A 14,268-nucleotide genomic window follows, 5' to 3' on the forward strand; every position below is an offset into this window, starting at 1 on the left:
CGGAGCAGGACCCGAGGCCGGAGCAGGACCCGAGGCCGGAGCAGGACCCGAGGCCGGAGCAGGACCCGAGGCCGGAGCAGGACCCGAGGCCGGAGCAGGACCCGAGGCCGGAGCCGAGGCCCAGTGCCAGGCCGAGTCATGGGCTTGGGCCGGGGGCGAGTCCGTAGCCCAGTCCGGGGACGGACCCGTCTCCGGGGGCGGGCTTGGGGCCGGGAACGGGCTCGGGGACGGAGCCGCATCCGGAACCGGGACCGGAACCTCATCTGGCTGAGGCTGCGCCGCAGGCGCATGCTCGGGATTCGGTGGAGTCCCCGTCCCGGGCGCGTGCTCGGACTCCGACGGCTTGCTCCCCGTCCGCCCACTCGGCCGCTCCACGAACGCCGGAGTGGGCCACTCTCTGGGTGGCCACGGCAACACCGGCGTCGCGCTCGGCGTTTGTGCACCCGCCCCTGTGCTCGACGACGGCTCGGCCTCCGGCACAGGCTCGCCGCTCGGCTCACCGCCCCGGTCGGCCTCGCCCTCCTGGCCCTCCTGAATACCCGGTTCGGTCTTTCCAATCTCATCGGCCCGACCACCCTGACCGGCTTGACCCGCCCAACCGGGCTGACCCGCCTGCCGTTCCCGGCCCCCCTGCCGACCTTCCCGGACCGTCTCCGCCCCCTCCCCCACCGGCAACGTAGGTGTCGGTGCCGGGTGGGCGATCGGGTGGAGGGCCGCTTCGATCTCCGTCAGGTGGGGGCGGACCGTCGGCTCCTTCTCCAGGAGGGCCGCCAGGATCGGGCGCAACGGGCCCGCTGCCGACGGGAGTTCGGGCTCCTCGTACAGCACGGCGTGCAGGGTCGCCAGTGTCGTGTCGCGGGAGAAGGGGGAACGGCCGCCGAGTGCCGCGCACAGCGTCGCGCCCAGGGACCAGACGTCCGACGGCGGGCCCTGCGGGCGGCCGGAGATCCGCTCGGGGGCCATGTAGTCGGGGGACCCGACGAGCATCCCCACCATGGTGAGCGCCTTGGCGTCCTGGATGGCGGCGATGCCGAAGTCCGTCAGCACCACCCGCCGGCCGCCGCTCTCCACCAGAACGTTCCCCGGTTTGATGTCCCGGTGCAGCACTCCCCCGGCATGAACCTGCCGCAGCGCCGCCACCAGCCCCAGCCCGATCCGCGCCGTCTCGTGCGGCCCCAGCGGCCCCTCCTCGACCATGACCCGTTCCAGCGAGCGGCCGACGACCAACTCCATGACGATCCACAGGCGCTCGCCCTCGTCGACGACGTCATAGACGCGGACGACATGGGGATGGTCGATCCGGGCCGTGGCCCGCGCCTCGCGCAGTGTGCGTTCACGGCGGGTGCGGGTGTCCTCCGCGTCGAGCCCGTCGATACGCATTTCCTTGACGGCGACCTGCCGGTCGAGCATTTCGTCGGCGGCCCGCCACACACGTCCCATTCCCCCCTGGCCGATACTTTCGACCAGCCGGTACCGCCCCGTCACCAGTAACCCCGGAACACCGCCGTTCCGCACATTCCCCGGCAATCCGCCGCACCCCCCTCAACGACCGCCTCTGCAGAAACACAATGGTCACACTTCGAGCCGTACCAGCATAGTGCGGAGAAATCTTGTGGTACCTCTTCAAGTACTGCGAATTCAGGCGCAGTCCAGGGGGTTGCAAGGGGGACGAACATGAGTTCTCGTCGTTTGACGGTCGTCGCGGGATCGCTGGTCACGGCATCTTTCTCCGCCGTGATGATCCTCCCGCTCACGGCCGTCGCCGATGACCAGGGACCGGGAAGCAGCAAGGGGGGAAAGGCAGTTGACGAGGCACCGGCGGGCGTGAAGCTCAGCACGCTGCTGCCCGAGAAGATCTCGGTCGACAACAGTTCGCAAAAGACTGCGATTACCGCAACCGTAAAGAACGGGGGAAGCAAGAACAGCGGCGACATCAGGCTTTTGGTGGTCGGCTTCGACGGCTTGAAGGTCAACAGCGTTCAGGGCTGCGACGCACTCGCGAAAAAGGACCTGCCGGAAGGTTCGAACAGCGGTTTCAGTTGCCCGGTCGGTGATCTCGCGGCCGGCAAGTCGACGTCGTACGACATCGACGCCACCTTCGATCTGGGCAAGACCGGGAAGATCTGCCTGCCGGTGCAGACCGCGGACGGCAAGAAGACCTTCTGGCAGCAGGGCCCGGTGCCGTTCGGTACGACGAACCCGTCGCCGAACGCCCCGGCCACCCCCCTGCTGCTCGGTACCGACAACAAGCCGGTGGCCCCGGGCGGCGACCAGCTGCCCAAGACCGGCGTGGGCCGTGACGTACTGCCGCTCGGTGCGGCCGGTGCCGCGCTGGTCGCGGTCGGCGCGGCCGGGCTGTGGTGGTCGCAGCGCCGCCCGGCCGAGGTACGACAGCGGGGCTGAACGCGAAAGAGGCTCGCCGGAGTGAGTCGCGGTGCGACCCGGCGAGCCTCTTCCGTGAGGACTGTGGCGTCAGCGCTTGTTGACGAAGCGCCAGGCGGCGGGCAGCAGGCCCATCGCCAGCGCGGCCTTGAGGGCGTCGCCGATCAGGAACGGGGTGAGGCCGTTCGCGATGGCGCTGGAGGCGGAGATGTCGGCGGCGTAGGCCAGGTACGGTACGCCGACGGCGTAGATGATGGCCTCGCCGAGCAGCATCGCGCCCGCCATGCGCAGCATGGAGCGGTCGGCACCGCGGCGGGCCAGCGCGCCGACGACGGTCGAGGCGAGGATCATGCCGAGGATGTAACCGAAGGACACGGCGGCCGAGCCGGAGGTGCCGCCCGCGAACCACGGCACACCGACGACGCCCGCGACCGCGTACAGCGCGAGGGAGAGGAAGCCGCGGCCGGCACCCAGGGACGTGCCGACGAGCAGGGCGGCGAAGGTCTGGCCGGTCACCGGCACCGGGGAGCCGGGCACCGGGACGGAGATCTGGGCCGCGAGGCCGGTGAGCACGGCACCGCCGACCACGAGAGCGACGTCCCGCACGCGCGCGGGGGCACCGCCCTGCTCGAGCGAAGCCGAGAGCTTGGGGGAGGGCAGGAGGTCGGCGAGGACTGCGCCGGGGCGGACGGTGGCGGTGGCGGTGCTCATGAGGACTCCGCTGGTGAGGGCACGTGGGGACACGGCGACGCTATCCCAGGGCGCTGGAGTCGATCACCGTCAGCGCTCGACAAAGGGTGGAACGCGGACTTGGTGGGCTCCTGACAAAGGATGCCGGTTACACCGGGTACGACGTGACGCCGATCACTGAGGTGGGGACGCGTCGCTCACGCGCGCGGCCGTCGACGGGATTGTGCGTTCCCGCCAAAGGGAGCACGAAGGGAGCAGAGAAGCGGACAGGGCGGTGCCTGGTGCCGCCCACCCGGGTGCCACGTAACAGCACGTTCACCCTGCGTACAGTCGGTGTCCGGACAGTGGGCGACTCCCTCGTGTGAGCGGACGGGCCGCCCAGACTGTGGGCGTTGGCGCGGTGATCCTGGTCGTCTGGGTCTTCATCGCGGTCTCCCAGCTGCTGCTGCGCCGCCGCATCGAGCGGGAGGCGCCCGAGAAGCCGGTCGTCCGGATGTGGGCGTTCCCGGTGCCGACCTGGGTGGCGCTGGCCGGCATGGGGGCGATCTTCGTACTCATGGCCCGGGAGCCGGACACACGGACGCAGCTGTACTCGACCGGCGCGATGACGCTGCTCCTCGCGGTCGCGGGCTACGTCCGACAGCGGGTGCGCGCCAGGTCCTGACCTCGCCACAGCCTCCCGAAAGGCCCTCGCGGTGCATCCGCGGGGGCCTTTTTGTTGCTAGCGTGTAGTTGCAAGCTCTTTGCAATAAGAGGTTCGGAGGGGACCCACCCATGCCCGTCTACACGCTGCCTGAACTCCCGTACGACTACTCCGCGCTGGCTCCCGTGATCAGCCCCGAGATCATCGAGCTGCACCACGACAAGCACCACGCGGCCTATGTGAAGGGCGCGAACGACACGCTGGAGCAGCTCGCCGAGGCACGGGACAAGGAGGCGTGGGGCTCGGTCAACGGCCTGGAGAAGAACCTGGCCTTCCATCTCTCCGGCCACATCCTGCACTCGATCTACTGGCACAACATGACCGGCGACGGCGGCGGCGAGCCCCTCGCGCGGGACGGCGTGGGCGAGTTGGCGAACGCGATCGCCGACTCCTTCGGCTCCTTCGCCGCGTTCAGGACCCAGCTGTCCAAGGCGGCGGCCACCACCCAGGGCTCCGGCTGGGGCGTGCTGGCGTACGAGCCGCTCAGCGAGCGCCTGATCGTCGAGCAGGTCTACGACCACCAGGGCAACGTCGGCCAGGGCTCGACCCCGATCCTGGTCTTCGACGCCTGGGAGCACGCCTTCTACCTGCAGTACAGGAACCAGAAGGTGGACTTCGTCGAGGCGATGTGGCGGGTCGTGAACTGGCAGGACGTGGCGCGCCGTTACGCGGCCGCCCGGTCCCGCGCGGATGTCCTGCTGCTGACGCCCTGACGGACAGGGAGACGTCCTGCCTCGTGATCGTCTTCTCACCCTTCACGCAGGCAGGCGGATGAGGAAGCCCCCGCGAGAACCTGACTCGCGGGGGCTTTCCCGTCGCCGTCCCGGTTCCTCTACGGCGCGCAGGGCACGTTGAGCGACAGCAGACCGGCCGAGGAGCCGTCCAGGCGGAGTTCGCTGACCGCCGCGTTGCGCAGCCGTGGAAAGACCCGGCGGTACTCGGCCAGGGGGATGCCCAGCAGCGAGCAGAGCACCAGCCGCAGCAGGGTGTTGTGGGCGACGACGAGGACGCGTCCGCCGGGGTGCGCGGCGGCGACGCGGTGCAGGGCGGCGGCGCCCCGGGCGGCCGCGGCGCGCGGGTCCTCGGCGCCGGGGAAGGCGTGGGCCACCGGGTCGTCGCGGAAGGCCCGCGCCGCCCGCGGATCCTCGGCGGCGAGCTCGGCGAGGGTCCGGCCCTCCATCCCGCCGAAATCGCATTCGCGCAGGTCGGCGTCGCGGTGCGGGGTGAGACCGAGGGCGCGGCAGGCGGGCTCGGCGGTGGCGATCGCCCGGGAGACCGTGGACGTCCACACCGCGTCGACGGGATGCGCGGCGGCCCACCGGCCCAGCGCCTCGGCCTGTTCCCGCCCGACGTCGGTGAGGGCGACGTCGCTCACCCCGGCGTAGCGGTTCTCGGCGTGCCAGACGGTCTGGCCGTGGCGGGCGAGGAGGAGTGCGGTGCTCATGACTGAGAAGTATCCGGGTCGAGCCGGCCGCGACCGTGCGCCGCGACCGGCGCGGGCAGCCAGCCCCGCGCTTCCAGGGCGTCCAGGAGGCGGGCGTACGGCTCGGCGAAGCGGGCCGTGCGGTCGGGGCGCGGATCGACGACCGTCCGGATGCGGACCATGCGGTCGGTGACGTCGGCGAGGGCGGGTGCCGCGCCCGTCGCGAGGGCCGCCAACGCGGCCATGCCCAGGGCGGGTTCGGTCTGTTCCGGCACGCGGGCCGGGCGGCCCAGGACGTCGGCGCGCAGCTGGTTCCAGTAGGCGCTGCGGGCGCCCCCGCCGGTGAAGGCGAGCGGGCCGGTCAGCGGGGCGCCGAGAAAGTGCAGGTAGTCCAGGCAAAGACGTTCGGTCAGCGCCACCCCCTGGAGGAGCGCGGCCCAGTGGTCGGCGTCCGACACGGGCTCGCCCAGCAGGAGCGGGGTGGCGTCGGGGGCCCGGAAGGGAAAGCGTTCCCCCGGCGACACCAACGGGTAGGCGAGCGCGTTCGACGGCTCGTAGGCGGCGGCCCCGGCGTCCAGCGCGGCGGGGTCGGCGTCCGGGAAGCGGGCCGCCAAGGCTCCGGCACCGACGCTCGACGCGCCGCCGGGCAGCCAGCTCCCGTCCGGGGCACGGTGGTTGTAGACCACGCCGGTGTCGTCACGGACGGGCACGGCACAGGCCCCCTTGAGCACCAGCGTCGTCCCGAGCACCGAGTTCCAGGACCCCTCCCGCAGTGCCCCGGAGGCGATCTGCGCCGCGCAGCCGTCGGTCATGCCGGCGATCACGGGGGTGCCGGCGGGGATGCCGGTGGCCTCGGCGGCGGACGGGGTGACCTCGCCGAGGGCGGTGCCGGGACGGACGACGTCGGGCAGCAGGTCCGGCGGAACGTCGGTGCCCTCGGGCCAGGCGTCGCGCTCCACGTCGTACGCCGTCTTGAGGGCATGGCTGGAATCGGTGGGCACCTCGTGCCCGACGAGGCGTGCGGTGATCACGTCGGGCTGATGGGTCACCCGTCCGGGGCCGTACGCGTCGATGAGCCACCGTGCCTTCGGCAGCGCCCACGTGTCCTGCACCGCCACCCCGGCCTCGCGCATCCGTGCCGCCTCCCGCGCCGCCCGCCCGTCGTCGTACATGAGCCCGGGGCTCAGCGGCCGCCCGGCCGGGTCCGTCAGGAGTACGGTCCCGGAGGTCCCGCAGACCGCGACGCCCCGGACCCCGTGCCCGCCCGTCAGCGCCGCGCGGGCGGCCAGGCACACCGCCTCCCACCACCGCCCCGGATCCTGCTCGTGCCGCACCCCCTCGCGCCGCCCGCTCAGCGGGGCCGAACCGCTGCCCAGAACCCGGCCGTCAACGGTCACCAGCAGCGCGCGAACGCCCTGTGTCCCCAGGTCGATTCCCAGCCAGGCCGCGCCCTCGGACACCATCCCCGAACCTCCCGTCCATCCGTCCCCCGACCTCCCGCTATCCCACGAACCGAACCATGAACTTCCCACTCGTCCCCGAGTTTTCTCCCCCCACGAGGGATTGACGCCCCTTCCCGGCCGTTACACCCTCTGTCAACGAATCGATCCGACCTGTTGACCCCGACCGGCCCGACCAATCGCCCAAGTCCTCAACGCCGAGACGGGAGACCCCTGCGATGACCTCCGCCACCACCCTGCGCGTCCTGGCCGCCGGCGACCACTTCGTCCTGCCCTCGCTCATCAGGGCCGCCATCGCCCGCGAACTCGTCTGCGAGGTACGGGAACTGTCCCTCGACTGGCCCCTGACCCCGTTCGGCCCGGTCGCCGAGGTCGCGGAGGCGAGCGACGCCGAGGACGAGCTGATCGACGCGCTCGCCGACACGCCGGTGCTGGTCACCCAGATGGGCCCGGTCACCGAACGCGTCCTCGACGCCTGCCCCGAGCTGCGGCTGGTCGTCGTGTGCCGGGGCGGGCCGGTGAACGTCAACCTGGACGCGGCCAAGCGACACGACGTGCGGGTGTGTTTCGCCCCCGGCCGCAACGCGGCCGCCACCGCCGAGTTCACCGTCGGCCTGCTGCTCGCCGCCCTGCGCCGCATCCCGCAGGCCCATGACCTCCTGGCCGGGCAGGGCAGTTGGGCCGGGGCGGCCTACTACACGTACGAGCGCGCCGGCCTGGAGCTGGAGGACCTGCCGGTCGGGCTGATCGGGTACGGGGCGGTGGGCAGCAGGGTCGCGCGGGTGCTGGGCGCGTTCGGGGCGCGGGTGATGGTCCACGACCCGTACGTGCACGGCGAGATCCACGGCCTGCGCGTGGCCTCCCTCGACGAACTCCTGCGCCGCTCCCGGGTGATCACCCTGCACGCCCGCCTCACCCCCGAGACCCGCGGCCTGATCGGCGCCCGCGAGCTGGCGCTGCTGCCGCCCGGCGCGGTCGTGGTGAACGCGGCCCGTGGCCCCCTGCTGGACGAGGAGGCACTGTGCGACGCGCTGGAGGCGGGCCATCTGTCGGCGGCGGCCCTGGACACCTACGCACAGGAGCCCCTGCCGCCCGACTCACGACTGCCGGGACTGGCCGACCGGGTGGTCCTCACCCCGCACCTCGGCGGCGCCAGCCGCGCGGTGGCGGAGAAGGCGGCACACATCGCGGCCGAGGAGGTGGCCCGCTGGACCCGCGGCGAGCCCTTGGCGCACTGCCTGACGTGACAGCCGAACCACCTGAAACGGACGTAATGGAACACATTGCCTGAAGCAACGGCGAGGGCCGTCCAAGGCCGCGCTTGCCAACGCGCCGGCCGCGAGTGAGCCGCAGGGGCGCGCCGGTGTCGAGGCCGCGAGCGCGCGGAGGCCCGAAGGGCTGAGCACGATCGTGGTCTCGACACCGGCTTGGGCGCCCCGAAGGCGAACGAGCCAACAAAGGAGTCGTCGGTATGTACGTCGGGATCGATGTGGGTACGTCCATGGTGAAGGCCGCCGCGTTCGATGCCGTCGGCCGGGAGCTGGCCGTCGAGGCCCGGCCGGTGGGACTGGAGCTGCGGGACGGCCGGGTCGAGCAGGACATGGACGAGGTGTACGGCGCGGTCGTCACCGTGCTCGACGGGCTGAGCGCGCGGGTGCCGGGGCCGGTGGAGCTGGCCGGGCTCACCGGGCAGGGCGACGGGGTGTGGCTGGTCGACGCGAAGGGGCATCCGGTGCGGGCGGCCGCCTCCTGGATGGACGGCCGGGCGGACGAACTGCTCGACCGGTGGCTGGCGGACGGCACCTTCGAGACGGTGTTCCGGCGCACCGGCAACGCCATGTTCCCCGGCTGCCCCGGCCCGCTGCTGTCCTGGCTCGACCGCCACGAGCCGGCGTCCCTGGACACGGCGGCCGCGGCCGTCTTCTGCAAGGACATGGTCTTCCAGCGCCTGACCGGCGGGGCGCGGGCGACGACGGACGTGTCGGACGCGTCGATGCCGTTCCTCGACCCGCGGACCCGGTCGTACGACAACGGTGTCGTAGAGCTGCTGGGCCTCTCCCACCGCCGGGGCCTGCTGCCGGCGATCAGCGACCCGGTGGCGACCGGCCGGGCGCGCGGCGAGGGGCTGCCGGCGGGCACCCCGCTGGCGAACGGGCCGTACGACCTGCCCGCCTGCGCGCTGGGCGCCGGCGTCACGGCCCCCGGTGACGGTCTGCTGATCGTCGGCACCTGTCTGGCCGCCCTGGTGGCCACCACCGACCTGGACCTGACCGGCGAGCCGGCCGGCCTGTACATCTCCACCGACCGCCCCGGCCACTGGCTGCGCGCCATGCCCGCGATGGTCGGCACGGCGGCCCTGGACTGGGTGCTGAGGACGACGGGCGTGCGGCACGAGGAGGTGGACGCGCTGCTGGCACGGACCCCGCCGGGCGCCCACGGGGTGCGCGTACTGCCGTACTTCGCGCCCTCGGGCGAGCGCGCCCCCTTCGTGGAGCCCCGGCTGCGCGCCGAACTGACCGGTGTCTGTCTGGAGTCGACTCCGGCCGACCTGATCCGCGCGACCTGCGAGGGCATCGGCTACGCGGCCCGGCACTGTCTGGCGGCGGCCGGCCTGACCGGCACGCTCGCGGTGTGCGGCGGCGGCACCCGCAGCCCCGCCTGGACGCGTCTTCTCGCCGATGTCCTGGGCCGGCCGCTGCGGGTCGTCGAGGGCGAGGTGGGCGCGCGGGGCGCGGTGCTCGCGGCCGCCGAGCGGTACGGGGTGGCACTGGACACCGCACCCTGGACCGAGCCGGCCACGATCGTGGAGCCGGACCCGGAACGTGCGGCGTACTACGCGAAGGGCTACGAGGAGCACCTGGAGCGGCTGGCCCGGGCACGGACGCGGGCGCGGCACTGACCGGGTCCGAAAGGAGGTCAGGGCCCCGCCCGCGCGGGTGCCGGGGCCGGGTGGCCTACAGGTTGCTGAAGTCCGGGCCAGCCGTCCGGCTGCGCTTGATCTCGTAGAAGCCGGGGACGGAGGCGACCGCGAGGGTGCCGTCCCACAGGCGGGCCGCGTCCTCGCCCTTGGGGGCGGGCGTGACGACCGGGCCGAAGAAGGCGATCTGCTCGCCGTCGGCGCCCGGGACCGCGATGACCGGCGTGCCGACGTCCTGGCCGACCTTCTCGATGCCCTCCTTGTGGGAGGCGCGCAGCTCGGCGTCGAACTCGAAGTTCTCCTGGTCGGCGTAGTCGATGAGGTCGGCGGGCAGGCCGACGTCGGCGAGCGCGCCGGCGACGGCCTCGACGGTCGGGCCCTCGCCGTTGTTGTGGATGCGGGTGCCCAGCGCGGTGTAGAGCGGGCCGAGGACGTCGTCGCCGTGCTTCTGCCAGGCGGCGGTCACCACGCGCACCGGCGCCCACGCGTCGGTGGTCATCAGCTGCCGGTACTCCTCGGGCAGCTCGTCGAGCCTCGGCTCGTTGAGCACCGCGAGGCTCATGATGTGCCAGCGGACCTCGATGTCGCGGACCTTCTCCACCTCCAGCACCCACCGGGAGGTCATCCAGGCCCAGGGGCACAGCGGGTCGAACCAGAAGTCGACGGGGGTCTTGCCACCGGTCGCGGTGTCGGACATGACTCTCCTCAGGGGTGCGTGCTCGTGTTCGCGCAACATCGGCCACCCGCATCCCATTCCCTGCTGACCCGTGTCAGGGGCGCATGGCAGGATCGGCGCTGTTCCGCCGTATCCGAGATGTGTCCGACATGGTCAGAGGGAGTGCTTCAGTGCCCGGTGAGAATCTGTCCCGCGACGAGGCCCGGGAGCGGGCCGCCCTGCTGTCCGTCGACGGGTACGACGTGTCGCTCGACGTGCGGTCCGCCGTCGACGCGGGAGACGGTGAGCCGCGCACCTTCCGCTCGGTGACCACGGTCCGGTTCCGCTGCAACGAGCCCGGCGCGTCGAGCTTCGCCGACCTGATCGCGTCGAGCGTGACCGCGGTGTCCCTCAACGGCAGGGATCTCGACCCGAGCGAGGTCTTCGACGGCACCCGGATCCAGCTGGAGGAGCTCGACGCCGAGAACGAGCTGGTGGTCGACGCCCAGTGCGGCTACTCCCGCACCGGCGAGGGCCTGCACCGCTTCGTCGACCCGGAGGACGGCGAGGTCTACCTCTACAGCCAGTACGAGCCGGCCGACGCGCGGCGTGTTTTCGCCAACTTCGAGCAGCCGGACCTCAAGGCCCCCTTCCGCTTCGAGGTGCGGGCGCCGGAGGGCTGGACGGTGTGGAGCAACGGGGTTGGCGAACGCACCGACGGGGTCTGGCGGTTCGCCGAGACGAAGCCGATCTCGACGTACATCACCTGCGTGGTGGCGGGCCCGTACCACTATGTGACGGACTCCTACGAGCGGGTCTTCGAGGACGGCACGCGGCTGGAGATCCCCCTGGGCGCCATGTGCCGCAAGGGCCTGGCCCCGCACTTCGACACCGACGACGTCTTCCTGATCACCAAGCAGGGCCTGGACTTCTTCCACGACCACTTCGACTACCCGTACCCGTTCGGGAAGTACGACCAGGCGTTCGTGCCCGAGTACAACATGGGCGCGATGGAGAACCCGGGCCTGGTGACCTTCCGCGAGGAGTACATCTTCCGCGGCAAGGTGACGCAGGCGTCGTACGAGGCGCGGGCCAACGTCATCCTGCACGAGATGGCGCACATGTGGTTCGGCGACCTGGTCACCATGGAGTGGTGGGACGACCTGTGGCTCAAGGAGTCCTTCGCGGACTTCATGGGCACGTTCGGGAACGTCGGCGCGACCCGCTTCAAGGACGCCTGGGTCACCTTCGCCAACCGCCGCAAGGCCTGGGCGTACCGCGCGGACCAGCTGCCGTCCACGCATCCGATCACGGCGGACATCCGTGACCTGGAGGACGCCAAGCTGAACTTCGACGGCATCACCTACGCCAAGGGCGCCTCGGTGCTCAAGCAGCTGGTGGCGTACGTCGGCCAGGACGCGTTCCTGGAGGGCGCCCGGCGCTACTTCAAGCGCAACGCGTACGGCAACACGCGCCTCGGTGACCTGCTGTCGGTCCTGGAGGAGACCAGCGGCCGGGACATGGCGGCGTGGGCGCGGTCCTGGCTGCAGACGGCCGGGGTGAACTCGCTGACCCCGCAGGTGCTGCTGGACACGGAGGGCCGGGTGGCCGAGCTGGCCGTGCTCCAGGAGGCTCCGGAGTCGCACCCCGAGCTGCGCCCGCACCGGATCGCGGTCGGACTGTACCGCCGTACCCCGGCCGGGAGCCTGGAGCGGTACGCGCGCGTGGAGGCCGACGTCGAGGGTCCGCGGACGGTCGTGGCGGAGGCGGCCGGCGCCGAGGCGCCCGAGCTGGTCCTGGTCAACGACGACGACCTGACGTACTGCAAGGTCCGGCTCGACGAGACCTCGCTGACGACCCTGCGCGAGAACCTGGGCGCGCTGACCGACCCGCTGGCCCGCGCCGTGTGCTGGTCCGCGCTGTGGAACATGACCCGCGACGCGCTGCTGCCGGCGCGGGACTTCATCGGCCTGGTGCTGCGCTTCGCCGGCCGTGAGTCCGACATCGGCGTGCTGCAGATGCTGCACGCCTGGGCGAACTCGGCGCTGGTCCACTACGTGGCGCCCGAGTGGCGGGCCACGGGCGAGCGGCAGTTGACCGAGGGGGCTCTCGCCGAGCTGCGCGCGGCCGAGCCGGGCAGTGAGCACCAGCTGGCGTGGGCGCGCTTCTTCGCGACGGCGGCGTCCGCCGAGACGGACCTGAAGCTGCTCAAGGACCTGCTGGACGGCGCCACGAAGATCGACGGTCTGGAGGTGGACCAGGAGCTGCGCTGGGCGCTGCTGGAGCCGCTCGCCGCGCACGGGGTGGCGGACGAGTCGGTGCTGGCCGCGGAACTGGCCCGCGACGACACGGCCTCCGGCAAGCGCCATCAGGTCCGCTGTCTGGCCGCCCGCCCCTCGGAGGCGGTCAAGGCGCAGGCGTGGGCGCAGGTGGTGGAGTCGGACGCGCTGTCCAACGCCCTGGTGGAGGCGACGATCCTGGGCTTCGACCAGCCCTCGCAGCGGGAGCTGACGGCGCCGTTCGCGGAGAAGTACTTCGCGGCGATCGAGCGGGTGTGGCGGGAGCGGTCGATCCAGATCGGCATGGACGTGGTCCGAGGTCTGTTCCCGTCCTTCCAGGACTCGCCCCGGACGCTGGAGGCGACGGACGCGTGGCTTCAGTCGCACCAGGACGCGGCCCCCGCTCTGCGTCGGCTGGTTCTGGAGGCGAGGGACGACCTGGCACGGGCGTTGCGCGCACAGGCGTGCGACGCCGCGAGCTCTGGCCAGGACTTGGGCCGTCCGTGACCGTTACGGAATTCAGGCAATAACAGCCGTAACCCCTGGTCCGCACCTGAACGGACCAGGGGTTTTCCGTGCCTACTCGGCATCCGAACACCCGTCCTTTAGTGCCGGCTTGTCCGCATTTTTCGACGAGCGTGTAACAGCGGTTAAAGGAGGGATCCGGCGCGGGAATCCCCAGGCCATGAACCACAACACCCCGCTCTCCCCCCGCCCCCTCCGTCACGTCACCGAGGTGCACCGCCGGGTGATGTCCGCCACCCAGCTCCGCTCCCACGGCATCGCGACCGCCGAACTGAACGAGCAGTGCCGGCCCGGCGGCCCCTGGCAGCAGCTCCTCCCCCACGTCGTGCTGCTCCACCCCGGCCCGCCGACCGACGAGGAGCGCCTGCACGCCGCCCTGTTGTACGCGGCGCGCGAGTCGGCGCCCGGGGTCCCGTCCCAGCCGCGCCCCGACGAACCGCACCGCCCGGTCTACGCCGAGGCGGTGATCACGGGCATGGCGGCCCTGGCCCTGCACGGCTTCTCGTCCGCTCCCCCGCTCGCCTCCCTGGAGCGGATCGACGTCCTGGTCCCGCGTCTGCGCCGGCTGCGCACGACGGGCTACGTCCGCATCCTGCGCACCCCGTCCCTGCCCAACCCGCGGCAGATCTCCGGTCTCCCGGTGGCCCCGGTACCCCGCGCCCTGGCGGACGCGGTGGCGGACCTGGCCGACGCGGGCGCGGTACGGCGGCTGCTGACCGAGGCGGTTCGCACCGGCCACTGCGAACCGGCCGCGGTCGTGCGGGAGTTGAACCAGGCCAAGCTGCTGAGCCGCCCGCACGTGGTGGACGCGGTGGACTCGCTGCTGGCGGAGGGGCGGGCGATCGCGGAGGACCGGCTGTACCGGATGGTGCGGGAGTACGGTCTGCCGGACCCGGTCTGGAACGTGGACCTGCGCCTGCCCGGCGGCCCGCACCTCGGCGGCCTCGACGCCTACTGGCCGGACCAGGCCGTGGCGGTGGAACTCGACACCCGCGCCCCGCGCCAGGACGAGGACGCGCTCTGGTCGGAATACGCCCGCAAGCGCGAGCACCTGGAGCGCCTGGGCATCACGGTCGTCCACATCACCCCCCGAAAGCTCAGGGAGTCGATGGAGCAGCAGGCGGCGATCGTCCGTACGGCGCTGATGGCGTCGGGCGATCGTGAGCCCGCCGCCCATGTCGTGGTGCTGCCCCGGTAGCGACCGACGGGGGCAGCACAGCAGGAGGGGAGAGGA

The 14,268-nt window shown here is 72.2% G+C and carries 11 protein-coding genes and 1 pseudogene; 7 read left to right on the forward strand and 5 right to left on the reverse strand.

Going from position 1 to position 14,268, the window contains the following annotated elements:
- On the reverse strand, nt 1–1,440 hold a 1,440-nt coding region (locus ACWGKT_RS24210; RefSeq protein ID WP_453275330.1), incomplete at its 3' end, for a protein kinase domain-containing protein.
- Nucleotides 1,441–1,674: 234 nt separating this feature from the next.
- On the opposite strand from ACWGKT_RS24210, the gene ACWGKT_RS24215 reads away from it, so the two are divergent.
- Nucleotides 1,675–2,403: an LPXTG cell wall anchor domain-containing protein gene (locus ACWGKT_RS24215; RefSeq protein ID WP_453275331.1), complete on the forward strand. Its 729-nt coding sequence runs from the start codon at nt 1,675–1,677 to the stop codon at nt 2,401–2,403.
- Between the two features lie 69 nt (nt 2,404–2,472).
- Here ACWGKT_RS24215 and ACWGKT_RS24220 read toward each other — a convergent pair whose 3' ends face one another.
- On the reverse strand, nt 2,473–3,093 hold the full coding sequence (locus ACWGKT_RS24220; protein WP_453275332.1) for a biotin transporter BioY: 621 nt from the start codon (nt 3,091–3,093) through the stop codon (nt 2,473–2,475).
- 370 nt (nt 3,094–3,463) lie between these two features.
- Here ACWGKT_RS24220 and ACWGKT_RS24225 point away from each other — a divergent pair.
- Together ACWGKT_RS24225 and ACWGKT_RS24230 are read left to right on the forward strand one after the other, a co-directional pair.
- Nucleotides 3,464–3,736 (forward strand): annotated as a pseudogene (locus ACWGKT_RS24225) (amino acid transporter); the annotation flags it as partial.
- A gap of 110 nt (nt 3,737–3,846) precedes the next feature.
- Nucleotides 3,847–4,488: a superoxide dismutase gene (locus ACWGKT_RS24230; protein WP_453275333.1), complete on the forward strand. Its 642-nt coding sequence runs from the start codon at nt 3,847–3,849 to the stop codon at nt 4,486–4,488.
- Between the two features lie 119 nt (nt 4,489–4,607).
- Here the strand turns inward: ACWGKT_RS24230 and ACWGKT_RS24235 are convergent, their stop codons facing one another.
- A complete protein-coding gene (locus ACWGKT_RS24235) occupies nt 4,608–5,219 on the reverse strand; it encodes a histidine phosphatase family protein (RefSeq protein WP_356145062.1) in 612 nt (203 codons plus the stop codon).
- On the reverse strand, nt 5,216–6,661 hold the full coding sequence (locus ACWGKT_RS24240) for an FGGY-family carbohydrate kinase (RefSeq protein ID WP_453275334.1): 1,446 nt from the start codon (nt 6,659–6,661) through the stop codon (nt 5,216–5,218). Before ACWGKT_RS24240 ends, ACWGKT_RS24235 begins: the two co-directional genes overlap by 4 nt.
- 215 nt (nt 6,662–6,876) lie before the next feature.
- Between ACWGKT_RS24240 and ACWGKT_RS24245 the strand changes: the two genes are divergently transcribed.
- Both ACWGKT_RS24245 and ACWGKT_RS24250 read left to right on the forward strand, forming a co-directional pair.
- On the forward strand, nt 6,877–7,905 hold the full coding sequence (locus ACWGKT_RS24245) for a 2-hydroxyacid dehydrogenase (protein WP_453275335.1): 1,029 nt from the start codon (nt 6,877–6,879) through the stop codon (nt 7,903–7,905).
- Nucleotides 7,906–8,129: 224 nt separating this feature from the next.
- Nucleotides 8,130–9,557, forward strand: coding sequence for an FGGY family carbohydrate kinase (locus ACWGKT_RS24250; RefSeq protein WP_453275336.1), 1,428 nt, complete (start codon nt 8,130–8,132; stop codon nt 9,555–9,557).
- 55 nt (nt 9,558–9,612) lie between these two features.
- On the opposite strand, the gene ACWGKT_RS24255 is transcribed toward ACWGKT_RS24250, so the two are convergent.
- Nucleotides 9,613–10,272 carry a mycothiol-dependent nitroreductase Rv2466c family protein gene (locus ACWGKT_RS24255; RefSeq protein ID WP_356145070.1) on the reverse strand — a complete coding sequence of 220 codons (660 nt, stop codon included), beginning with the start codon at nt 10,270–10,272 and terminating at the stop codon, nt 9,613–9,615.
- A gap of 149 nt (nt 10,273–10,421) precedes the next feature.
- Between ACWGKT_RS24255 and pepN the strand changes: the two genes are divergently transcribed.
- Both pepN and ACWGKT_RS24265 read left to right on the forward strand, forming a co-directional pair.
- Nucleotides 10,422–13,016, forward strand: coding sequence for an aminopeptidase N (gene pepN / locus ACWGKT_RS24260; RefSeq protein WP_453275337.1), 2,595 nt, complete (start codon nt 10,422–10,424; stop codon nt 13,014–13,016).
- Between the two features lie 178 nt (nt 13,017–13,194).
- Nucleotides 13,195–14,232 (forward strand): hypothetical protein, encoded by a 1,038-nt coding sequence (locus ACWGKT_RS24265; RefSeq protein ID WP_453275338.1) that lies wholly within the window; start codon nt 13,195–13,197, stop codon nt 14,230–14,232.
- The last annotated feature ends 36 nt before the right edge of the window (nt 14,233–14,268 follow it).

The sequence above is a fragment of the Streptomyces sp. NPDC054794 genome (assembly GCF_053611585.1).

Excerpts from the sequence above, each read along its gene's own strand:
- ACWGKT_RS24250 (WP_453275336.1), top strand. The coding sequence starts at position 8,130 with ATGTACGTCGGGATCGATGTGGGTACGTCCATGGTGAAGGCCGCCGCG.
- ACWGKT_RS24265 (WP_453275338.1), top strand. The coding sequence starts at position 13,195 with ATGAACCACAACACCCCGCTCTCCCCCCGCCCCCTCCGTCACGTCACC.
- ACWGKT_RS24255 (WP_356145070.1), bottom strand. The coding sequence starts at position 10,272 with ATGTCCGACACCGCGACCGGTGGCAAGACCCCCGTCGACTTCTGGTTC.
- ACWGKT_RS24230 (WP_453275333.1), top strand. The coding sequence starts at position 3,847 with ATGCCCGTCTACACGCTGCCTGAACTCCCGTACGACTACTCCGCGCTG.
- ACWGKT_RS24235 (WP_356145062.1), bottom strand. The coding sequence starts at position 5,219 with ATGAGCACCGCACTCCTCCTCGCCCGCCACGGCCAGACCGTCTGGCAC.
- ACWGKT_RS24215 (WP_453275331.1), top strand. The coding sequence starts at position 1,675 with ATGAGTTCTCGTCGTTTGACGGTCGTCGCGGGATCGCTGGTCACGGCA.
- ACWGKT_RS24245 (WP_453275335.1), top strand. The coding sequence starts at position 6,877 with ATGACCTCCGCCACCACCCTGCGCGTCCTGGCCGCCGGCGACCACTTC.
- ACWGKT_RS24220 (WP_453275332.1), bottom strand. The coding sequence starts at position 3,093 with ATGAGCACCGCCACCGCCACCGTCCGCCCCGGCGCAGTCCTCGCCGAC.
- ACWGKT_RS24240 (WP_453275334.1), bottom strand. The coding sequence starts at position 6,661 with ATGGTGTCCGAGGGCGCGGCCTGGCTGGGAATCGACCTGGGGACACAG.